General features: G+C 63.4%; 20 protein-coding genes and 1 pseudogene. 15 read left to right on the forward strand and 6 right to left on the reverse strand.

The features are described 5' to 3' along the window. Entirely contained in the window at positions 1 to 1407 is a 1407-nt protein-coding gene (locus tag QN224_RS16330) for an FAD-linked oxidase C-terminal domain-containing protein (protein WP_283977795.1), read from the reverse strand. Positions 1408 to 1924: 517 nt separating this feature from the next. Between QN224_RS16330 and QN224_RS16335 the strand changes: the two genes are divergently transcribed. The 10 genes from QN224_RS16335 to arsK all read left to right on the forward strand — a co-directional run bounded on the left by QN224_RS16335 (position 1925) and on the right by arsK (position 8972). After that, a complete protein-coding gene (locus tag QN224_RS16335) occupies positions 1925 to 2413 on the forward strand; it encodes a GNAT family N-acetyltransferase (protein WP_283977550.1) in 489 nt (162 codons plus the stop codon). 135 nt (positions 2414 to 2548) lie between these two features. After that, the gene (locus QN224_RS16340; RefSeq protein WP_173509796.1) at positions 2549 to 2983 is read left to right on the forward strand and encodes a DUF1772 domain-containing protein; all 435 of its coding nucleotides are present in this window, start codon (positions 2549 to 2551) and stop codon (positions 2981 to 2983) included. A 61-nt stretch (positions 2984 to 3044) separates the two neighbouring features. After that, a complete protein-coding gene (locus QN224_RS16345) occupies positions 3045 to 3377 on the forward strand; it encodes a helix-turn-helix transcriptional regulator (RefSeq protein ID WP_283977551.1) in 333 nt (110 codons plus the stop codon). A 12-nt stretch (positions 3378 to 3389) separates the two neighbouring features. After that, on the forward strand, positions 3390 to 3902 hold the full coding sequence (locus tag QN224_RS16350; protein WP_283977552.1) for an arsenate reductase ArsC: 513 nt from the start codon (positions 3390 to 3392) through the stop codon (positions 3900 to 3902). Between the two features lie 6 nt (positions 3903 to 3908). Then, a complete protein-coding gene (locus QN224_RS16355) occupies positions 3909 to 4610 on the forward strand; it encodes an MIP/aquaporin family protein (protein ID WP_173509793.1) in 702 nt (233 codons plus the stop codon). Then, the gene (arsC, locus tag QN224_RS16360; protein ID WP_283977553.1) at positions 4607 to 5035 is read left to right on the forward strand and encodes an arsenate reductase (glutaredoxin); all 429 of its coding nucleotides are present in this window, start codon (positions 4607 to 4609) and stop codon (positions 5033 to 5035) included. The genes QN224_RS16355 and arsC overlap by 4 nt, the downstream gene beginning before the upstream one ends. Next, on the forward strand, positions 5028 to 5735 hold the full coding sequence (gene arsH / locus QN224_RS16365) for an arsenical resistance protein ArsH (RefSeq protein WP_283977554.1): 708 nt from the start codon (positions 5028 to 5030) through the stop codon (positions 5733 to 5735). The genes arsC and arsH overlap by 8 nt, the downstream gene beginning before the upstream one ends. Before the next feature lie 70 nt (positions 5736 to 5805). Beyond that, on the forward strand, positions 5806 to 6126 hold the full coding sequence (locus tag QN224_RS16370) for a helix-turn-helix transcriptional regulator (protein WP_173509791.1): 321 nt from the start codon (positions 5806 to 5808) through the stop codon (positions 6124 to 6126). Positions 6127 to 6179: 53 nt separating this feature from the next. Beyond that, positions 6180 to 7607, forward strand: a complete 1428-nt coding sequence (locus QN224_RS16375; protein WP_283977555.1) for an FAD-dependent oxidoreductase — start codon at positions 6180 to 6182, stop codon at positions 7605 to 7607. Between the two features lie 99 nt (positions 7608 to 7706). Continuing rightward, entirely contained in the window at positions 7707 to 8972 is a 1266-nt protein-coding gene (gene arsK / locus QN224_RS16380) for an arsenite efflux MFS transporter ArsK (RefSeq protein ID WP_283977556.1), read from the forward strand. A gap of 57 nt (positions 8973 to 9029) precedes the next feature. On the opposite strand, the gene QN224_RS16385 is transcribed toward arsK, so the two are convergent. Next, positions 9030 to 12173: an efflux RND transporter permease subunit gene (locus QN224_RS16385; protein ID WP_283977557.1), complete on the reverse strand. Its 3144-nt coding sequence runs from the start codon at positions 12171 to 12173 to the stop codon at positions 9030 to 9032. Further along, entirely contained in the window at positions 12170 to 13366 is a 1197-nt protein-coding gene (locus QN224_RS16390) for an efflux RND transporter periplasmic adaptor subunit (protein WP_283977558.1), read from the reverse strand. Before QN224_RS16390 ends, QN224_RS16385 begins: the two co-directional genes overlap by 4 nt. 293 nt (positions 13367 to 13659) lie before the next feature. Between QN224_RS16390 and QN224_RS16395 the strand changes: the two genes are divergently transcribed. The 3 genes from QN224_RS16395 (at position 13660) to QN224_RS16405 (ending at position 17822) form a co-directional block, all read left to right on the forward strand. Then, on the forward strand, positions 13660 to 14481 hold the full coding sequence (locus QN224_RS16395) for a cyclase family protein (protein WP_283977559.1): 822 nt from the start codon (positions 13660 to 13662) through the stop codon (positions 14479 to 14481). A gap of 41 nt (positions 14482 to 14522) precedes the next feature. After that, positions 14523 to 14933 carry a carboxymuconolactone decarboxylase family protein gene (locus QN224_RS16400; protein WP_283977560.1) on the forward strand — a complete coding sequence of 137 codons (411 nt, stop codon included), beginning with the start codon at positions 14523 to 14525 and terminating at the stop codon, positions 14931 to 14933. Between the two features lie 225 nt (positions 14934 to 15158). After that, a complete protein-coding gene (locus QN224_RS16405) occupies positions 15159 to 17822 on the forward strand; it encodes a UvrD-helicase domain-containing protein (protein ID WP_283977561.1) in 2664 nt (887 codons plus the stop codon). A gap of 129 nt (positions 17823 to 17951) precedes the next feature. Here QN224_RS16405 and QN224_RS16410 read toward each other — a convergent pair whose 3' ends face one another. The 3 genes from QN224_RS16410 to QN224_RS16420 all read right to left on the reverse strand — a co-directional run bounded on the left by QN224_RS16410 (position 17952) and on the right by QN224_RS16420 (position 19997). Continuing rightward, a complete protein-coding gene (locus QN224_RS16410) occupies positions 17952 to 18413 on the reverse strand; it encodes a GNAT family N-acetyltransferase (RefSeq protein WP_283977562.1) in 462 nt (153 codons plus the stop codon). Between the two features lie 65 nt (positions 18414 to 18478). Next, the gene (locus QN224_RS16415; RefSeq protein WP_283977563.1) at positions 18479 to 19126 is read right to left on the reverse strand and encodes a cysteine hydrolase; all 648 of its coding nucleotides are present in this window, start codon (positions 19124 to 19126) and stop codon (positions 18479 to 18481) included. A 205-nt stretch (positions 19127 to 19331) separates the two neighbouring features. Further along, positions 19332 to 19997, reverse strand: coding sequence for a phosphoribosyltransferase (locus QN224_RS16420; RefSeq protein WP_269282280.1), 666 nt, complete (start codon positions 19995 to 19997; stop codon positions 19332 to 19334). Positions 19998 to 20216: 219 nt separating this feature from the next. Here QN224_RS16420 and QN224_RS16430 point away from each other — a divergent pair. Beyond that, a pseudogene (locus QN224_RS16430) lies at positions 20217 to 21477 on the forward strand (diguanylate cyclase). A gap of 207 nt (positions 21478 to 21684) precedes the next feature. Further along, complete coding sequence (locus QN224_RS16435) at positions 21685 to 22182, forward strand: CreA family protein (protein WP_283977566.1); 498 nt, start codon at positions 21685 to 21687, stop codon at positions 22180 to 22182. Positions 22183 to 22242 lie beyond the last annotated feature (60 nt).

Genomic DNA, 22242 nt, shown 5'->3' on the forward strand with positions numbered 1-22242 from the left:
TCAGGCAAAGATCTTGCCCGGGTTGAAGATATTGTCCGGATCGAGCGCGCGCTTGATCTGCCGCATCAGATCCAGCGCATCGCCAAGTTCCGCCTCGAGAAACGGCATCTTGCCCTGCCCGATTCCGTGTTCGCCCGTGCAGGTGCCGTCCATCGATAGAGCCCGCGCGTTCAGCCGCTCGACGAAGGCTTCCGCCCGCGCAACATCGGCTGGATCCTTGTCGTCGAAAAGCAGCCCGACGTGAAAGTTGCCGTCGCCCGCATGGCCGACGATCGGTGCGACCAGCCCATGTGCCGCGATATCCTCATGCGTCGCCGCAACGCAATCGGCAAGTCGCGAAATCGGTACGCAAACATCTGTCGAAAGGATCGCGGCGCCGGGCACCAGCCCCTTCTGTGCCCAATAGGCGTTGTGCCGCGCCTTCCAGAGTCGCGACCGCTCTTCCGGATTGGTCGTCCAGATGAAACCAGTAGACCCCAATTCCGACGCTATTTCGGCGAACTGGCGCGATTGTAGCTCGACGCTCTCGGCGCTGCCGTGAAACTCGACGAAAAGCGTCGGCGTCTCCTGATAGCCGAGGTTCGAATAGGCGTTGCACGCCTTCATCTGCAGCGCGTCGAGCAGTTCGATACGTGCCACCGGAATACCCGACTGGATCGTCAGGATCACCGCGTTGCAGGCGTCCGCAATCGTCGGGAACGGGCAGACGCCGCCGGAGATCACTTCCGGTATGCCTTGCAGGCGCAGCGTGATCGACGTGATGATGCCGAGTGTGCCTTCCGCGCCGACGAAGAGCCGCGTCAGATCGTAGCCGGCCGAGGACTTGCGCGCCCGGTGGCCGGTCGAGATCTCGCGACCGCCGGCGACGACGGTCGTCACCGCGAGCACGTTTTCCTTCATCGTGCCGTAACGCACTGCGTTGGTGCCGGAGGCACGCGTCGACGCCATGCCGCCGATCGAGGCGTTCGCTCCCGGATCGATCGGAAAGAAGAGGCCGGTATCGCGCAGATAAGTGTTCAGCTCTTCACGCGTAATGCCGGGTTCGACCGTGCAATCAAGATCCTCTGCATTGACGGCGAGAACGCGGTTCATCCGCATCATGTCGACCGATATACCGCCGTTCGGCGCATTCACGTGCCCTTCCAGCGACGAGCCCGTGCCGAAGGGGATCAGCGGCACGCGGTGCGCGCTGGCGATCTCGACGATCTCGCGCACTTCGGCGGCATTCTCGGGAAAGACCACGGCATCCGGCAATTGCGCCGGAATATAGGTGGTCGTGTGGGTGTGCTGGGCGCGGATCGCCTCGCTCGCATGGAAGCGGTCGCCGAATCGGACGGCAAGGAGCTCCTTCACCGCAACGATGCCGCTTTCGTTTCTCGTTCCCGCTTTGATTGCCTTCAACGCCACGAAAACGCCCCTTCCCTCCAGCGCCCCGCGTCTCGGCCAATCGCGCCAGGTCACTGTAACATTCTGAATTGCCACCGATTTTATTCCCAATTCAACGCCGAATTAAGGAATTATGCGGCAGCCGACCCCGCCCGAGCACAGCGCTCAAGCGAGTAGACAAAGATGGTCATGACCTCCGGGCCTAAACGCGCACCCTCGCCTTTCCGTGGTTCCATGTCATGACGAGAGGCGCCGGGCCGGATCGGAAGCGCTGACATTTCAAGGCGCTACTGTGCAAATTGGAATCAATTTGTCCAGAAGTTCACGCGGTGCCGAGGCTTTGCGGAGCACGAAAACACAGGCGGTGATACCGGCTTGTCACAAGTGCGCCGTCGGGCCCTCCGTGCTCCTTCCTCGTTTGGCAGCAGGCGGTGCTTCTCTAGTCGGCGTGTCGGCGTCAAGCGATTTTTCATAGCTGAGTCGAGGACGTCTGGATTCGGCCCATACTCACCGTCGCACAATCTGCTAGAGTGATCTAATGTTCGCGACCAATCCTTACGCGTTTCGCAGAGCGACCCTGGATGATCTCGCTTTACTGAAGGCGTGGCGGTCGAACCCGCATGTCCTGGAATGGTGGGGTTCTGGTGAGCCGCATGGTGAAGCAGAACTGGTTGATCCTCGGGTGGCTCGCTGGATCATTTCAATTAACGAACGGCCCTTTGCGTTCTTGCAGGACTACACGGTGCACGGATGGGAAGATCACCATTTTGCCGGTCTTCCCAAAGGGTCGCGGGGAATTGATCAATATATCGGAGACCCCGAAATGGTCGGCGTTGGACATGGTTCAGCGTTTATCGGAATGAGAATGCAGGCTCTTTTCGATGAGGGCGCACCTGTGATCGCGACCGATCCGCATCCAGACAATGAACGGGCGATAGCCGTCTACAAGAAGTTGGGGTTCGAACCGTCTGGACCACCTCAAGAGACCGGATGGGGCTTGATCTTGCCAATGCTGGCGAGGCGGTAAGCAGAATGGATGCAACGGCAGCAAGGTCCGCTTTCGACCCGCATCATGTGGGCAATGCCGCACGGAGCCGATTAGCCCATCTATGATATATCTATTGCAGCGCCGTCCGTTGTCCGCGTTGAGGGAGAAGGTCGCATGCTTGGATTGCTCGCCCTGCTCACGGCGTCCGTCTTCTTCGGCGCCGCCATTTACATCAACGTCGCCGAACAGCCGGCGAGGCTCGGGCTCGATGACCGCGCGGCGCTTGCCGAGTGGGGTCCCGCCTATCGGCGCGGCTTCGAGATGCAGGCTTCGCTCGCGATCGTTTCCGGCCTCCTCGGCGCCTCGGCATGGTGGCAGACCGGCAATCCGCTCTGGGGTCTCGGGGCGGCGATCATCATTTTGAACTGGCCCTATACCCTGCTCGCCATCATGCCTGTCAATCGCCGCCTGGAAGCGACGCGCCCGGAAGAGGCAGGCGATGAGACCCGTGCGCTTCTCGTGCGCTGGGGCACGCTCCATGCCGGCCGGAGCGCGCTCGGCGCGGTAGCGGCGGCAATCTATCTGGTTGCCGCATCGCGTGGGTTCTGAGCCGTCATCAAACCGTCATGAATGGCGACTATTTTATCGATAAATCTGGATTTGTGGATATATGGAAAAGAAAACGGCACTCGCCGCGCTCGCCGCCCTTGGCCAGGACACCCGGCTCGAAGTCTTCCGCCTTCTGGTGCGCGCCGGACCGGATGGCGTTCCGGCCGGCGAGATCGCCGCGCGGATCGGCACCGTCCAGAACACCACCTCGGCGCATCTGAAGGTGCTTGACCAAGCCGGTCTCGTGCACGCCGAACGCGACGGGCGGACGGTGCGTTACGTCGCCGACATGTCCGGCTTCCGCGATCTGCTCGCCTATCTCATGGAAGACTGCTGCAACGGCAATCCCGAACTATGCCGTCCGGTCATCCAGGCCGTAACCTGCAATTGTTGAGGAGGAACAACCGTGACCGACCATAAGCCATTCAACGTTCTCTTTCTTTGCACCGCCAATTCCTCGCGTTCGATCATGGCCGAGGCGCTCCTCAATCGACTCGGCCAAGGCAAGTTCAAGGCATTTTCGGCCGGATCCCAACCCAAGGGCAAGGTTCATCCCCTCGCCCTGGAACTCCTGCAGAGCCTCAACTACGACACTTCCTTCGCGCGCTCCAAAAGCTGGGACGAGTTCGCAACTCCGGATGCACCGAAAATGGATTTTGTCTTCACCGTCTGCGACGATGCCGCCAATGAAGCCTGCCCCGTCTGGCCGGGGCAGCCGGTATCTGCGCATTGGGGCGTGCCGGATCCGGCCGCGGCGCAAGGCAGCGAGCCGGAAAAACACTTTGCCTTTGCCGAAGCCTATCGGATGCTGAACAACCGGATCTCGACCTTCACCAGCCTGCCGATGAGCTCTCTCGACAAGCTCGCCCTCAAGCAGCGCCTCGACGAGATCGGCCGCGATAGCCCGAACGCGGGCTGACCGACGATGGCATTCGATCTCCCCCGCCGCCTCGCGGCCGAAGCGCTAGGCACCGCCGTGCTCGTTGCCACCGTCGTCGGCTCCGGCATCATGGCGGACAAGCTCACGGGCGATGTGGCGCTTTCGCTGCTCGGCAACACCATCCCGACGGGGGCGATCCTCGTCGTGCTGATCACCGTCCTCGGACCACTCTCCGGCGCGCATTTCAACCCGGCCGTGACGATGGTCTTTGCACTCCGGCGCGAGATCGAGGCGAACGCGGCACTCTTCTATGTCGTCGCGCAGATCGTCGGCGGCATCGCCGGATCGGTCGTCGCGCACGCCATGTTCGAGCTTCCGTTGATTCAGATTTCCGCGACCGCGCGCACCGGTACCGGCCAGTGGCTCGCCGAAGCAGTCGCCGCCTTCGGCCTCGTCCTTACCATCCTCGCCGGGCTTCGGTTCCGGTCGGATGCCATTCCATGGCTGGTCGGGCTCTATATCACGGCCGCCTACTGGTTCACCGCATCGACCTCCTTCGCCAATCCGGCGGTCGCGATAGCGCGCGCACTGTCGGACACCTTTGCGGGCATCCGTCCCGTCGACCTGCCCGGCTTCATCCTCGCCGAGATTTTCGGTGCATTGCTGGCGATGGCGCTTGCCGGCTGGATGCTGACGGAGGAGAAACCGAGAATTCACGCGCTCAACGAGCTGAAAGGTGCTGAATGACCATGGACGTCAAGATCTATCACAATCCCGCCTGCGGCACCTCCCGCAACACGCTGGCGATGATCCGCAACGCCGGGATCGAGCCGAACGTCATCGAATATCTGAAGACGCCGCCGTCGCGCGACGAACTCGTCCGGATGATCGCCGATGCAGGCCTGACGGTGCGCGAAGCGATCCGCGAGAAGGGCACGCCCTATGAGGAACTCGGCCTCGACGATCCGGCATTGACGGACGACCAGTTGCTGGACGCGATGCTCGAGCACCCGATCCTGATCAACCGCCCGTTCGTCGTGACGCCGCTCGGCACCCGGCTCTCGCGGCCCTCCGAGCTTGTGCTCGAAATCCTCCCGGACACCCACAAGGGACCCTTCACCAAGGAGGACGGCGAAAAGGTACTGAACGACGAAGGCAAGCGCATTGTCTGATCTGCCAGCAGTATCCGCGGAGCACCTGCGTCTTCCCGACAGGGAGGCGCTGCGCCCGCCATTCGCGACGCATCCGCCGCGCATCCTCATCCTCTACGGCTCGTTGCGTGCGGTTTCCTACAGCCGGCTGCTGGCGCAGGAAGCGGCGCGTCTGCTTACGCATTTCGGCTGCGAGGTGCGTATCTTCGATCCGGCCGGACTGCCGCTGCCGGACGCTGCGCCCGTAAGCCATCCCAAGGTCCACGAGCTTCGGGAGCTTTCCCAATGGTCCGAGGGCCAGGTCTGGGTGAGCCCGGAGCGTCACGGCGCGATGAGCGGCATCATGAAGGCGCAGATCGACTGGATACCACTTTCGGTCGGCTCGATCCGCCCGACGCAAGGAAAGACACTGGCCGTCATGCAGGTGTCCGGCGGCTCGCAGTCCTTCAATGCCGTCAACCAGATGCGCGTGCTCGGCCGCTGGATGCGGATGATCACCATTCCCAACCAGAGTTCCGTCGCCAAGGCGTTTCAGGAATTCGACGCCGACGGCCGCATGAAGCCCTCCTCCTACTATGACAGGGTCGTCGATGTCTGCGAGGAACTGGTCAAGTTCACGCTCCTCACCCGCGACGTCTCGGACTATCTGACCGACCGCTACAGCGAGCGGAAGGAAGAGGCCGCCAAGCTTGAGCAGCGGGTTTCGCTAAAGTCGATCTGACGCCAGAGGCTATTTCGAATTCCACCGAAATAGCCTTGACTCCATCTTCAGCGCTGTTACGTTTATTTCCATGAAACTCGAAAAAGCAGCCGCCCAGCTCGAAGCACTGGGCAATCCCACGCGCTTGCAGCTCTACCGGACGCTCGTCCGGGCGGGCGAGGACGGGCTTGCCGTCGGGCGTATCCAGGAGAAGCTCGAAATCGCCGCGTCTACACTCTCGCATCACCTCAAGCGCCTGGTCGACACCGGCCTTGTGACACAGGAGCGGCAGGCGACGACGCTGATCTGCCGCGCGAACTATCCCGGCATGCAGGCGCTGGTCGGCTATCTCGTCGATGAATGCTGTGCCGATTCCCGATGCGGGACGGCCGAGAAGGAGGTCGCGGCTTGACCCCTTTTTTGCTCGCATAATTCGAATATACCAGAAATATGGAAGGAGAAGACATGAGCAGTAGTGCCGCACTTCCCGTTGCCGTTATCGGCGCAGGCCCGGTCGGTTTGGCCGCGGCCGCACATCTCGTCGCCCGTGGCATCGAGCCGATCGTCTTCGAACGCGGCGATGCTGTCGGGACCTCCCTGCTGGAATGGGGCCAGGTCCAGGTCTTTTCGCCCTGGACCTACAACATCGACCCCGCCGCCCGCTCGCTCCTCGAGGCCGCAGGTTGGCAGGCACCCGCCGGCGACGGACTGCCGACGGGAAGCGAAATCGTGCGGGACTATCTGGCACCGCTTGCCGCCCTGCCCGCGATCGCGCCGAACATCCGGCTCGGCTCGAGCGTCGTCGCCGTCACGCGCGAAGGGCTGGACAAGGTCTCCTCGGTCAACCGTGCCACAGCCCCCTTCATCGTCCGCTTCACAGACAGTAACGGCAATGAAGAACAGGTCCGCGCCCGCGCAGTCATCGACGCCTCCGGCACCTGGACGCAGCCCAATCCGATCGGCATCGACGGCCTGACCGTCACCGGAGAGATTGCGGCGCGGGATCAGATCGCCTACGGCATCCCCGACGTCGGCGGCGCGCGGCGCACGGACTATGCGGGCAAGCGCGTGCTGGTCATCGGCGGTGGCCACTCGGCCATCAACACCGCCCTGGCGCTGATGGAGCTTCAGGAGACGGCGCCCGGAACGGAGGTTTTCTGGGCGCTCCGCCGCAAAGGCGTCGAGCGGTTGCTCGGCGGCGGGCTGAACGACCAGTTGCCGGCCCGTGGTGCGCTCGGCCTTGCGGCCAGACGGGCTATGAACGAGAACCGGCTCACCATGCTGGCCCCCTTCGCCGTCGAACGCATTTCGCTGCGGGAAGGCCGCCTCGCCGTGATGGCCCTGCTCGATGGCAAGCCGTTCTCGCTCACCGTGGATCGAATCGTCGTCGCAACCGGATTCCGGCCCGACTTCTCGTTCCTGCGGGAACTGCGGCTTGCGCTGGACCCAGCGGTCGAAGCGCCGCCGTCGCTCGCTCCGCTGATCGATCCGAATTTCCATTCCTGCGGCACCGTTCCGCCGCACGGGGCTGTCGAACTCGCGCATCCGGAGCCGGGTTTTACGATCGTCGGTTCAAAATCCTATGGACGTGCGCCGACCTTCCTGATGGCGACCGGATACGAGCAAGTACGCTCCGTCGTCGCCGAGATCGCCGGCGACCACAAAGCGGCACGCGAGGTGCGCCTCGTGCTCCCGGAGACCGGTGTTTGCAGCGCCGACCATATTGTGGGCGCCGATCCTTCCGCCGGGTGCTGCGGCGGGCCGGCGCCCGCAGCCGTCGATGCCTGCTGCGCCGCGGATGCCGAAGCGAAGGCGGTCAACAGGTCAGGATGCGGTTGCGGCGGGCCCGCGGCGATGCCAACTGCACGTTTCCTCAATTCGGAGCCGATTTAAGGACAAAAACATGCAGCAATTCAAAGTGCTACAGCGTCCCTTGCGCGTCGCGCGGCGCTGTAGGAACCGCGGAACCGACCGGATCGTGGAAATCGCCGGATGAGCGAACGCAGGATACCCGCCGCGGCGCTTTGGGCCTTGGGCCTGACGCAGATCGTCGGCTACGGCACGCTGTACTACAGCTTCAGCATTCTCGCGCCCGACATGGCGCGCGAACTCGAATGGCCGGAGCAATGGGTCTTCGGCGCGCTCTCCGTCGCGTTGCTCATCGGCGGTCTCTTTGCGCCGATCGCGGGGAAATGGGCGGACGGCTTCGGCGCCGGCCGCATCATGACACTTGGATCGGCCGGCGCGGCCGTGGCGCTGGTTGCCTGCGCGGCCGCGCCCGACCGCTCGGCCTTCGTGCTCGCGCTCGTGGCGATGGAACTCGCGTCTTCCTTTGTGCTCTATAGCGCCGCCTTCGTCGCAATCGTGCAGTTCGGCGGCAGCAATGCGCAGCGAAGCATCACGCACCTGACCTTGATCGCCGGCTTTGCCTCGACGCTCTTTTGGCCGCTGACGAGCGCGATGCATCAAAGCTTCTCCTGGCGAGAGGTTTACGTCGCCTTTGCCGCGATGCACCTTGTCCTCTGCCTGCCGATCCATGCCTGGATCGCGCGGTTGACGCGCCGCGCGGCAGTCGCCGCTCCATCCTTGGCAGCAATTACGACGGCAACGCATGAACGACCGATCGCCGTCGCATCGCAAGACCGCTCCATCGTTTTCCTGCTGATGCTCACCGGTTTTGCGGTCGAAGGCTTCATCCTGTCGTCGATCCTCATCCACATGGTGCCTTTGATGGCGGCGCTCGGCATGGGAACGGCCGGTCTTCTCGTCGCCAGCCTCTTCGGGCCGGCGCAGGTGGCAAGCCGGCTCATCAACATGCTGTTCGGCCGCGGTCTGCGGCAGGTCTGGCTGGCGCTCATCGCCGCAACTTTGCTGCCGCTCGCGCTCATCGTTCTCTTGACGACGAACCCGTCGATGCCCGGGGCAATCGTCTTCGCAATCCTGTTCGGACTTGGCTCCGGCCTCACCAGCATCGTCGGCGGCACGCTGCCGCTCGAGCTGTTCGGCCTCGAAGGATACGGTGCGCGGCTCGGCTGGGTTACCGCTGCGCGGCAGGTTTCGTCGGCCCTCGCTCCCTTCGCGCTGGCGCTGGCGATGGCCGGAACGGGCGTTACCCCGTCACTCTGGGCAATGGTTGCGCTCGGCGCGATCGGCGTGGCGACTTTTTCAGGGATCGTCTTGATCAGGCGGAGGTACGAAAGCGCGGCTGGAGACCGGGCGCCGGCGGGCAGCGACGCCCGCGCCAATTTGCGGCTCTAAGCAATTCTAGGTGCATAACGGGTTTTCCGTCCGGTCGTTTCAGAGCTAGACGCGAGATTACAGGGCTTCAGCCGCTGCCGCGGCAGCGTCCATTTCCTCGTGCAGCTTGCGCTCCTCGTCCGCGTGCGGCTTGGTGAAGCGCGCGATGACGAGATAGGCGACCGGCGTGAGATAGAGTGTCACGATCACCGCAAGGCCGAGCCCGCCGACGAGCACCCAACCGAGCGCGATGCGCGCCTCGGCCCCTGCCCCGCTCGCCAGAACCAGCGGTACAGCACCGACGACAGTCGCGATCATCGTCATCATCACGGGCCTCAGGCGGATATTGGCGGCGTTCTCGATGGCGCTGCGCACATCCTGACCGCGGTCGCGCAGCTGATTGGCAAACTCCACGATCAGGATGCCGTTCTTCGCCATGATGCCGACCAGCATGACGAGCCCGATCTGGCTGTAGATGTTCAGCGTGTTGCCGGTCACGATCATCGCGAAGACGGCGCAAGCGAGCCCGAGCGGCACGGTCGACATGATGATGACACCGCTGATGAAGCTTTCGAACTGCGCTGCGAGCACCAGGAAGATGATGACGATCGCAAAGCCGAAGGTGATGAACAGTCCATTGGCATTCTCGTCGAGTGTCGCGGCTTCCGCCAGCGGCATCACCCGCGATCCCGGCGGCAGCAGCGGTTCCGCCATCTCCTCGACCATCGACAGCGCCTCGCCGAGCGCGAGGTCCGATTTCAGGCCGGCCGAAAGCGACACGGCGCGAAGCTGCGACTCGCGCGAGAGCTGCGGCGCCACGGCCTTTTCCTCGATCGTCGCGATGGTCGACATCGGCACGATCCGGCCGTCACCGGCCTTGACGAAGATGTTCTGCAGGTCCGTCGGGTCGTTGAGCGGCGTGGTCGACGAAAGCAGCTTGACCGGATAGGCATCGCCCTCGACGAAGATATCGACGACGCTGCTGCCGTCGAGCATCGCCTGAAGCGCCCAGGACAGGCCGCTGATGTCGACGCCGAGATCGGAGGCGCGCTCGCGGTCGATCGTCACCGACAATTGCGCCTGGTTGGCCTCGTAGTTGAGCCGCACGTTCTCGAAGCGGCCGGTGTCCTCGATCGCGCGAAGGAGCTTTGCCGCCGCGTCGCCGAGCTTCGTATAATCGTTTCCGACCAGCGCCACCTGGAGGCCGCTGCCGGCACCGCGAATACCGAGGCTGTTCGCCTGGATGGTGAAGGCGCGGACGGAAGGAATGGCCGCGGTCACCTTGTTTATGTCGGCGACGATCTGCTGCTGCGTGCGCTCCCGCTCCTCCCACGGGGCGAGCGTCAGGACCATGAAGCCGCTATTGGCCGAGCCGCCCTGCCCCGAGATCGAAAAGACGTTGCTGATCTCGCCGGACCGGACGAGTGGCTGAAGCCCCTCCTCGATGCGACGCATCTGGGCCTGCGCATATTCGAGCGAGACGCCCTGCGGCGCGTTGATCCTGAGCATGACCTGCGAACGGTCTTCGTTCGGCGTCAGTTCTGATTTCAGCGTCAAGAACCCTGCCGCCCCTGCCATGGTAAAGAAGGCGGCGACCACGAAAACGATGAGCGGGGCGTTGAGGCACGCGCGAAGCGTCGTGCGATAAAAGGAGGCGGCCCGCGCGCCAAAACGCTGCATCACGCCCTCATGTGCGTGAGCCTCCTTCGTCAGCATGCGCGAGGCGAGCATGGGGCAGAGCGTCAGCGATACGAAGGATGAGAGCAGGATCGAGAAGGCGAGCACGAAGCCGAATTCACGGAAAAGCCCGCCCGTCTGCCCCGGCAGGAACGAGAGCGGGACGAAGACCGCGGCAAGCGTCGCGGTCGTCGCCAGCACCGCGAAGAACACCTCGAGTGTGCCGTGCACCGCGGCGGCGCGGGGGCCAAGCCCTTCCGCCCGGCGCCGCACGATGTTTTCCAGGACCACGATCGCATCGTCCACGACGAGGCCGGTCGCCAGCACGATCGCCAGCAGCGTCAGGATATTGATCGAAAAACCGGCGAGGTAAATTGCCGCGAGCGTGCCTATCAACGCGATCGGCATTGAAATCGCCGGTATCAGCGTCGCCCGCCAGTCGAGCAGGAAGAGATAGATGACGAAGGTGACAATGAAGACGGCGACGGCAAGCGCGATCTCGACCTCGTGGATTGCGCCGTTGATGAACACCGCATCATCGCTGGTGATCTTTAGTTCCGTCCCCTCGGGAAGGATGTCCGACGAGATCGTGGCGACCACGTTGCGCACGCCTTCGGAGATATCGACCGTGTTCGACTGGGCCTGGCGGATGATGCCGAGGCCGATGCCCTGCCGTCCGTTGGAGCGCAGCGCCGTCGTGCCCGTGTCCGGGCCGAGCGTCACGGTCGCGACGTCGCGCAGCCGGACATTGTCGCCGAGGATGAGATTTTCGAACTGCTCGGGTGTCTGCAAGTCCGCCGTCGCGCGGACCGAGATGTCCTGGCTGGCGCTCGTCAGCGAACCGGCCGGCACGTCATAGGAGGCGTCGGCGAGCGCCTCGCGAAGATTGGCGACCGTGACGCCGCGTCCGGCGAGCTTCGCCTGATTGACGTCGATGCGGAAGATCTTGTCCTGCTCGCCGTATGCGGTGACATCGGCGACGCCCTCGACAGCCGCCAGCCGATCACTGATCTCGTTCTCGACCAGCAGCGTCATGTCCTCCATCGTCATGGTATCGGAGGTCAGCGCCAGGCGTATGATGGGCTGGCTGTCGGAATCCGCCTTCACGATCCGCGGCTCCTCGGCGTCGTCCGGCAACTGGCCCGCGATCCGGCCGAGTGCGTCGCGGATATCGTTCGCCGCCTGGCCGATATCGGTGGTGTCGGAGAATTCGAGCGTCACGCGACTGCGCCCGAAGGAGGAGCTGGACGAAATGCCCTTGATGCCCTGGACGCGCGAGACGGCACCCTCGATCACCGAGGTCACCTCGCGATCGATGGTTTCGGGCGACGCGCCTTCGAATTCGGTCGTCACCGACACGACAGGCTGGTCGACCTGCGGCAGTTCGCGAATTTCGATGCCGTTCCAGGCGGCAAGGCCTGCAACGACGATCAGCGTGTTGACCACCAGCGCGAAGATCGGCCGGCGGATGAAGAGCGCGGTAAAGCCGGTCTTGCCCCCTTCGCCTCCCCCCTTGCCGTGATGGCCGCCGATTCCGATGTTCATTGCGCCTCTCCCGCGACCTTCTGCTGAGGCTCGGGCCGGTTTTCGCCGGCAATGCGCACCGCGCCGCCGTCGCGCAGGCGCTGCACGCCCTCGGTGACGATGCGGTCGCCCTCGGCAAGAGTCGCCTCGACAAGCACCTTGTCGGGATTGCGCTGAATGATCTTGACCGGCACCCGCTCGCTGCGGTCACCGTTGACCCGCCAGATATAGGATCCATCCGAACTCCACTGGATCGCCAGCGGATCGACCGTTGGATAACGGTCGCCGTCGAAAGCCATGGTGACCGAGAAGGACATGCCCGCCCGCAGCATGTCATCGGGATTTTCGAGCCGCGCGCGGACTCTAAGCGTCCGGCTCGCCTGGTCGAGACGGTTGTCGATCGCGTGGATCACGCCTTCGAGCTGCCGCCCGGCTTGAGCGATTGCGTTCGCGGTCACAGGCTGGCCGACGAAAATCTTGCTGGCGAAGCGTTCCGGCACCCAGAAATCGACAAGGATTTGCGAGCGGTCGTCCACCACCGCGATCGGCGTCGACGTCGTGACATAATCACCGACATTGACGGTGATGATGCCGACGACGCCCTTCGAGGGCGCGACGATGTCGCGGCGTCTGAGATCGAGCTCCGCCGTTTTCAGCGCCAGTTCTGCCGCCTGCAGCGCGATTTCCGCGTCGCGGACCTCGACTGCCGTCACCGCCCTTGCCGTGCTGAGATTGCGATAGCGCTGCACCTTTTCCTGCGCGCTGTCGCGCGTGAGCCTCGCCTGCTCGGCGGCGATCCGCTGGTCATCGCTATCGAGCCTGGCGATCACCTGGCCCTTGGCGATCCTGTCGCCGGACCTTACGAGAATTTCGGTGAGATTGCCGGTCGCCGTCGGCGTCACGGTGACGGAGTGAATCGCTTCGCCATTGCCGATGGCATTGAGCCTGTCGTTGACGATCGCGCTTGCCGACGGCCTGACGACGACCAGCGCCGCATCTCCGAAGCCGCCTTGGCCACCTTGCCCGCGCCCGCCGTTGCGCCGTCCACCGCTTCCGCCTTCGCCATCCTGCGGTTTCGACAGTGCATCGATCAGCGGGTGCGAAACGCCGATGGCCGCCAGCGTTTCGCCTGCGCCGGGCGCGAAACGCACCCAGGCAACCGCGCCCACGGTGAGCACAACGAAGCTGACAGCCAGCTGCTTCCAAAGCCGCATTCACATCTCCAAATGAAAAGCACGCTCCAGCGCGGCCCGTGCCGGCGGAGCGTTCCGATTTGCGCCCGAGTATGGTTATTCGCGTGCCTTCGGGCAATCTCGGAATGCCATCATTACGCAATTGTAATAAAAGCGAATTTGTTGGCGGCATGATGGCGCGCCCCGTCAAGCGGCGATTGCAGGAGTTTTACTGGACAACCGATGTTTACAGGCTTCGCGGCTGGGCTATGCTGCGTTTGGCCTCACCATTTCCGATCGGCTTCCGCATTCAACTCATTCTGGGGAGAAGAACAATGTGCGATGCATGCGTCATGGAATCGGTAAAACAGCGAATGCTGTCGCGGCGCGGCTTTTTCCGCGCCGCCGCGACCGGCACGGCGGGTATCGCCGCCGCCGGCATGGGAATAGCACCGCCCGCACTTGCGGCCGGCCACACGAGCGTGACCGATCTCACCCATGAACTCCACGAGGAGTTCCCGACCTACTTCGGACAGCAGCAGTTCTTCCGCGAACAGAAGTTCAGCTACGCCAAGGAAAAGTTCAACCTGTTCGAACTCCGAGTGAACGAACATACTGGTACCCACGTCGATGCGCCGCTGCATTTCTCCGCCGACGGCATGTCAGTCGCCGAACTGCCGGTCGAGAAGCTCGTGGTGCCGCTCTGCGTCGTCGATATCCGAGAGAAAGCGGCAGGCAATGCCGATGCGCAAGTGACGCCCGACGACATCAAGGCATGGATCGGCGCCAATGGCGATATCCCGGAAAACGCCTGCGTCGCCATGCTTTCCGGCTGGGCCGGCCATCTCGAAACCGACAAGTTCCGCAACGCCGACGCCGAGGGCAAGCTCCATTTTCCGGGCTTCCACGTAGAGGCCGCCAAGTTCCTGCTCGAAGAGACGCAGGCCGCTGGCATCGCCGTCGATACGCTTTCGCTCGATTTCGGCGCCTCACCGGATTTCGCCACCCATTATGCCTGGCTGCCGCAAGGCCGCTGGGGGCTCGAAGCCGCGGCCAATCTCGACAAGGTGCCGGCCAAAGGCGCGACCCTGGTGCTCGGTGCACCGAAGCACCGCGGCGGCACCGGCGGCCCGGCCCGCGTCTTCGCCCTCATCTGACAACCGGTCACGCAAACGCAATGTAAGCTCGGGGAGAAAGCATGAGCACCGTCGTCCCGCCGCCCGATCCAGAAGCCGACCCGCGCGTAAAGGCGGTCTTCGACGACATCCGCGCCACGCGGAAATCGGATTTCATCAACAATATGTGGCTCTGGCTCGCCTTCGACGTGGACCTCCTGGAACGAACCTGGGCCGAGGTGAAGGCGGTCATGGCGACGCCCTCCGCCCTCGATCCGCTGGTGAAGGAAATGCTCTACATCGCCGTTTCCGTCACCAACGGCTGCGGCTACTGCATCCACTCTCACACAGCAGCGGCCAAGGCCAAGGGCATGACAGAGGCGCAGCACGCCGACCTCCTGCGCGTCATCTCGCTTGCCGCCAAGACCAACCAACTGGCAACAGCACTGCAGGTCCCGGTTGATCCAGCGTTCGATGCGGCAGGCGAAAATTGATGACTGCGGAATGCAGCGAAAGGCCACTGCATGTGTTCCTAACCGGAATCGATTAGGGACAGAAACAGGCAGCAATTCAAAGAGCTACACCGACCTTTTTGTGCGCCTGAAAAGACGCACGACGCTGTGATCTTTCCACAGGCTTGCTCTCGCGCTTGAAGAATCCGGAATAAAAGAGGAACATCCTTTCTGGCCTTTCGGTCCCGAATCACTACATTGGGCCGCATGACCAAAGGTTTTGACGACATTCCCTTCTTCGATGAGGAGCCGGCGCCGCGCAAACCCGCGCCCGCCGCCGGCGGTATCGCCGCGCGCGCCATGGCCGCCCGCGACAAGGCCAAGCGTCCGGATTATCTCTCCGGCCTCAATCCCGAGCAGACCGAGGCTGTCGAGACGCTCGAAGGACCGGTGCTCGTGCTCGCCGGCGCCGGCACCGGCAAGACCCGCGTTCTGACGACCCGCATCGCCCATATCCTTTCGACCGGCCGCGCCTTCCCGTCGCAGATCCTCGCCGTCACCTTCACCAACAAGGCCGCGCGCGAGATGAAAGAGCGCATCGGCGTGCTCGTCGGCCATGCCGTCGAAGGCATGCCCTGGCTCGGCACCTTCCACTCGATCGGCGTCAAGCTCCTTCGCCGCCATGCGGAGTTGGTCGGCTTAAGGTCGGATTTCACCATTCTCGACACCGACGACGTCGTGCGGCTGATCAAGCAGCTCATCCAGGCCGAAGGGCTCGACGACAAGCGCTGGCCGGCAAAACAATTCGCCGGCATGATCGATACCTGGAAGAACAAGGGCCTCGACCCTTCGCAAATTCCGGAGGGTGATGCCCGCGCCTTCGCCAATGGCAAGGGCCGTGAACTCTACGCCGCCTACCAGAACCGGCTCCTGACGCTCAACGCCTGCGATTTCGGCGACCTGCTGCTGCATCCGATCCGGATGTTCCGCGCCAATCCGGACGTGCTTAGGGAATACCACGGCAAATTCCGCTACATCCTCGTCGACGAATACCAGGACACCAACACCGCGCAATACATGTGGCTGCGGCTGTTGGCGCAGCGGCCGCGGGCGTCTGAGCGATCTGTGACAGGAGGTCCGGGCGAAGCAGCCAGCCAAAGCTGGCCGGACGACGTTTCGTCCGCCCCTGCGGAGCGCAGCCGCGTAAGCGGCGACAGCGTGAGGGCTAATCACCGGGGCGAAGCCCGGCAAGGCCAAGCGGCCGTCGCGCCTGATGGCGCGCCCCCGCGGAGCGAGCCGCGCAGCGGCGACAGCGTGAGCGCAAACAAACAGCAGCAGATAAACATCTGCTGCGTCGGCGACGACGACCAGTCGATTTATGGCTGGCGCGGGGCGGAAGTCGACAACATCCTTCGCTTCGAGAAAGACTTTCCCGGCGCCAAGGTCATCAAGCTTGAGCGCAACTACCGCTCGACCGAACATATCCTCGGCGCCGCCGCGCATCTGATCGCCCACAACGAAGGCCGCCTTGGCAAGACGCTCTTCACCGAGCGCACCAATCCGGACGACGAGAAGGTGCATGTGCATGCCGCCTGGGATTCCGAAGAGGAAGCCCGCGCCGTCGGCGAAGAGATCGAACAGCTCCAGCGACAGAAGCATAACCTGAACGACATCGCGATCCTGGTGCGCGCCTCGTTCCAGATGCGCGAATTCGAAGACCGCTTCGTCACCCTCGGCCTCAACTATCGCGTCATCGGCGGCCCGCGCTTCTACGAGCGGCTCGAAATCCGTGACGCCATGGCCTATTTCCGCCTCGTCTGCCAGCCGGCGGACGACCTCGCCTTCGAGCGCATCGTCAACACGCCGAAGCGCGGTCTGGGCGACACCACGGTGCGCACGCTGCACGACTACGCCCGCGCCCGCGACATTCCGATGCTCGCCGCCGCGACCGAGATCATCGAGACGGACGAGTTGAAGCCGAAGGCGCGCAAGGCGCTCTTCGACGTCGTTACCGATTTCCGCCGCTGGCAGACGCTGCTCGAAACGACGCCGCATACCGAACTTGCCGAAAAAATCCTCGACGAGAGCGGCTACACCGCCATGTGGCAGGCCGACAAGTCGGCGGAAGCGCCAGGGCGGCTCGAAAACCTGAAGGAACTCATTCGCTCGATGGAGGCCTTCGAGTCGATGCGCGGCTTCCTGGAACATGTCGCGCTCGTCATGGACGCCGAGCAGAACGAGGACATGGATGCCGTCTCGATCATGACGCTGCATTCGGCCAAGGGCCTCGAGTTCGATACCGTGTTCCTGCCGGGCTGGGAGGAAGGCCTCTTCCCCCACCAGCGCGCGCTCGACGAGGGCGGCCGCGCCGGTCTCGAGGAAGAACGCCGCCTCGCCTATGTCGGCATCACCCGCGCCAAGCGCCGCTGCCACATCTGGTTCGTCTCCAACCGCCGCATCCACGGGCTCTGGCAGTCCACCATGCCTTCGCGTTTTTTGGACGAACTGCCGATCGACCATGTGGAAGTGGCCGAGCAGGACGTTTCCTACGGCGGCTACGGACGCGGCGGCTATGGCCAATCGCGTTTCGACAAGGCCGATCCCTTCGAAAACTCCTATCAGACCCCGGGCTGGAAGCGGGCCCAGCAGCACCGCTCGGAGGCCACCCGCGACAATTGGGGCACCCGCTCCGGCCACGCCGTCGAGCGCCTCGGCTACGGCGAATCCGGCCCCCGCACCCGCATGATCGAAGGCGAACTGGTCGCCAAGTCGACCACCTCGGAACCGTCCCGCTTCAACATCGGCGACCGCGTCTTCCACCTCAAATTCGGAAACGGCAACATCGCCGCCATCGAAGGCAACAAGCTGACGATCGATTTCGATCGGGCCGGGCAGAAGCGCGTGCTGGATGGGTTTGTCGAGCGGGTGTGATCAAGCCGATCAGTCCTTCCCATTGGACGGATCACGGCGGCATCAAACGCAACGCTAAGCCATTCACGGCGCCGATGCGCCGTGGCTGGGTGCCGCCGATTCCACTGTTACGATCTGCACAGAGGGCACTCAAATCATCATCTTGTACATCACGAAGCCCGACTTCTGCGCCACCTTGTCGTAGAGCCGCATCGCCTTGATGTTGCTCTCGTGGGTCAACCAGTAGACCCGCGGTGACCCTGCCCGTCGGGCCGCCTCGAAGACACCGTTGATAAGCGCCTGGCCGACGCCGTTGCCGCGCGCGGCATCGTTGATGAAGAGATCCTGGAGATAGCAATTCGGCTGGATCGAGGTGGTGCTGCGGTGAAAGATATAATGCGTCAGCCCGATCAGCCGGCCTTTGCTTTCGGCAACCAGCGCATGCATCGGTTCATAGGCATCGAAGAAGCGCGACCAGGTCATCAGCGTGATGTCCGACGTGAGCGCGGTTTCGCCCAAGCGGCCATAGAAGGCGTTATAGCCTTCCCAGAGCGGCAGCCATCGGTCGTAGTCACTGCGCACGACGGGCCGGATGGAGAGGTCTTCGGTCATTTTTTGCGAACCTACGGAAAAGCCCCTGCGGAGGGCGAGAGGATAAACCCTGGCATCGATCCGGTCTATGCGGCGGTGGGATGCCCTCTCATCGCCCCGACAATCTCCTCCACATCGCTGAGGATGGCGTCGCCCATATAAGCGATGTTGTCGAAGGATCGCTCGGCCGCCTCCTGATGCCCCGCTCCACAGGCGTCGCGGATGACGATCGGAACGAAGCCGAGGTCCGCGCCGTGGCGCACGGTCGGATCGATGCCGATCTCGGTAGCGATGCCGCAGATCGCGAAGGATGTTATGCCGAGATCGCGCAGGATGATCGAGAGCGGCGTGCCCTCGAAGGCCGAAAAGGTGATCTTGTCGAGGATGGCCTCGTTTTCACGGGGCGCGAGTTCGGGAACGATTTCGAAGCCGGGCGTGCCACGCAGGAACCAGGGCGTGACCGCGTCCGGATCGTCCGTGCGCTGCCAGGCCATCGCCTGACGAAGCTGGAACGCGCCCATCAGTTCGCGCGGCATCGACATGTGCCGCATGAAAATGACCGGATAGCCGCCGTCGCGAGCGGCCTCGATGACCTTCAGGACCTTGGCCGTGATCTCCGCGCCGTCCTTGACCTGCTGGACTATGCCAGCCTGCATGTCATAGACGACGAGCGCCATGCGGTGCGGACGACAAAAATCCCGCAATGTTCTTCCAATTCCAAGTCCAGCAATCATCACCCTCTCCTCACTTTTGTCAAAGACATGAGGCGGGCGTTCGAAAATTCAAGCTGGACTACAGCGCCGCGCGTCTTGTCGGACGCGCAAAGACCGCTGTAACACTTTGGACTGTGCATGTTTTTGTCCTTACGGCTACGATTTAAGGAAACATGCAGCGGGAGGGAATGTCGTCGCGGCCGGACGATCTTGCCCTGCTGGAAGCTCACGGGCCATCGCCCCTCGCCTCCTTCAGGAGCGCAACCACTTCCGCGTCCGTCGTCTGCTCGAAATCGTCGTAATAGATGCTGACCGCATGGAACGGGCTGGGGCTCGCAAGACAGACGATCCGGTCGACCTGCCGGCGCAGGCTGGCAACGGCGCTTGGCGGGGCAACCGGAACGGCGAGCATCAGGGCCGCAGCGCCCTCCTGCCGCAGGGCCTGGATCGCCGCCTTGGCGGTCCCGCCGGTGGCGATGCCGTCATCGACAAGGATGACGTTGCGTCCCTTCGGCGAAACGCGCGGCCGGTCGCCGACGTAGAGCGCCCGGCGGCGTGTAAGTTCAAGCCGCTGGCGCTCGGTTTCCGCCTTCACGTAGGCTTCAGGTGGACGCACGAGGCGCATCGCCTCCTCGTTCAACACGAGTTGCGGCTCTTCGCCGTCGACGAGTGCGCCGAGGCCGAACTCGGAATGCCCGGGTGCACCGACCTTGCGCACGATCAGGAGTTCGAGCGGCGCGCCGAGATAGGCAGCGACCTCGAAGGCCACCGGAACCCCGCCGCGCGGCAGCGCCATCACCACGGGATCGGCAAAGCCTTCGCGCTCGATTGCGCGAGCGAGCTTTCGGCCCGCATCGACCCTGTCCGCAAAAGGTATGCTTTCACCGGACATGGCACCAGCTCCTTTCCGCCCTCCCGCACTGGCCTTCCGCTTCGGCCGTTCCACCTCGGCCCTACATGTCGGCAAGGCACAACCGCCTCGCGGTCAACCAATCGCTAAAATTGCATCAAAATTTGCCGGCTTTCGTTAATGCGCCACAGGTACCAATGACGCCCATATTGGCTGGAACGCAAGCCGCCTCTCTATTTTAGCACGACAGGCCGTTTCGAAATGAGCTTTCTCCCTGCCATATCGTTCTTTGCGCTTTTGATGGTGCTGCCGGTTCTTTTGTCGCTACGGCGGTCGACAGTCGCCGGGGTGCAGTTCTTTTGCCTGGCCTGTGCACTCTCGGCGCTCGCAATAGCCTCCATGACGGCGGCCGAAATAGCCAGGGCCTTCCTTCCCGCCATGCTCGGCTACGCCGCGCTGATATCCGCGAGCCTCTTCATCCTTCTGGGATTTCGCTGCCTCCTCGCGCTGTCGGCCCCCGCCTCCCTTCTCCCGGCGCTGGCACTCGCAGCTGGCGGGGTCGGCCTGGTTGTCTCGTTGAATGGCTACGGCAGCCTCGGCGCCCGCGTGCTGATTTGCCGCCGGTGCTAGTTCTGCCCTTCTCCTCGTTGCCGGTCTCGCCATGCTCGATCGCTGGCCGAAGGCGCGCCCTGCGAGCCACGCGCTCATCGTCGCCTCCACCGCGATCGGCTGCGCGGCTCTCGTCTATGCGCTTGGCCCCTGGCATCAAACGGCCGCAGGTGCTCCCGCTTCACATGCAGCGATCGCCTTCGAATTCGGGCTTGCCGCGATGCGGGTGGCTTTTCTGCCGCTCCTGTTTCTCGCCGTGATCCTCACGGTCCAGAGCCGCGTGATCGCCAATCTCAGGATTACCATCGCCCGCGACGGACTGACCGGTGCCCTCTCGCGCGGGGCGCTGATCGAGGCGGGAGAGCGGATTTTCGCGGATTGCCTAATCCGACGCCGGCCGCTTGCCTTCCTGCTGCTCGACCTCGATTATTTCAAGCAGATCAATGATCACTACGGCCACGCCTGCGGCGACATCGCGCTCACCCATTTCGCCGAGACAGTATCTGCCTTCCTCGATGGCCGCGGTGCCTTTGGCCGGATCGGCGGCGAGGAGTTCGGCCTGATCCTGCCCGACCACACGGAAGAGCAGGCGACGGCGCTCGCCGAGGCAATCTGCCGGACCGTGCGTGAAACGCCGGTCGGCCGCGTCCACCAGCGCATCCGGCTGACCGTCAGCATCGGCATCGCGGCCGCAGCGCCGGGCGATACGATTACCGACGTGATGATCCGCGCCGATCTGGCGCTTTACGATTCAAAGGCGGATGGCCGCGACCGCTGTACGATCGCCAAGCAGCGCCAGATCGACGCCAGCGCTCGCGCACTCGCGGCAGCGGCGGCGCAGTTGCGCCAGTCCGATATCCCGGAGCGCGAAAGTGTTGCTCCGCGCCGCATGACGCGCCGGCATCGATCCTGACATTCAAGCCCTGCTGCGTGCTTCGGCAGGCAGCAGGGGCTGCGCCTCGCCTTGCACTGCCGCGTCCGCACCTACAGCGCCGTGCGTCTTTTCAGACGCACAAAGGTCGCTGTGGCACTTTGAATGGCTGCATGTTTTGTCCTTAAATCGGCTCTGATTTATGGAAACATGCAGCATCTCAACGCTGCAATCTGTCGGAGTATATTCATGTTCCGCCCCATCCGCACCCTGCTCCTTGCCGCCCTGGCCGCCTGTGCCACAGCGTCCCTCCCCGCGCGCGCCGAAACGGTCGGCGAAGTGGGCGTCGACTGGCTCGGCAACGATATCAAGATCGACGCCGTCCGCGACCCCAAAATCAACGGTATCACCTGCCACGTCACGTATTTCGACCGCAGCGTGATCGACCGCCTGAAGAAAGGCAACTGGTTCGAAGATCCCTCGAACAATTCGATCGCCTGCCGGCAGACAGGGCCGATCACCATCGGCGACATCAACCTGTCCAGGGATGGAGAAGAGGTCTTCCGCTCCGGCCTGTCGCTGATCTGGAAGGATCTTCTGGTGACCCGTATCTACGACAAGGCCAATGACACGCTGATCTACCTCGCGCATTCGCGACAATTGACGGATGGATCGGCCAAGATGTCGATCACCACCGTTCCGCTCTTTGGCCAGACGGTCACCTGGGAGAATGGGCGCCCGCAATAGCCGCTCAAAGGCAATAGCGCTCAAAAGGAAAGGCGGGACGTCCGTCCCGCCTTGAGAATC

This window comes from Sinorhizobium sp. 7-81, from assembly GCF_030124405.1.
Classification (GTDB): Bacteria; Pseudomonadota; Alphaproteobacteria; order Rhizobiales; family Rhizobiaceae; genus Sinorhizobium; species Sinorhizobium psoraleae.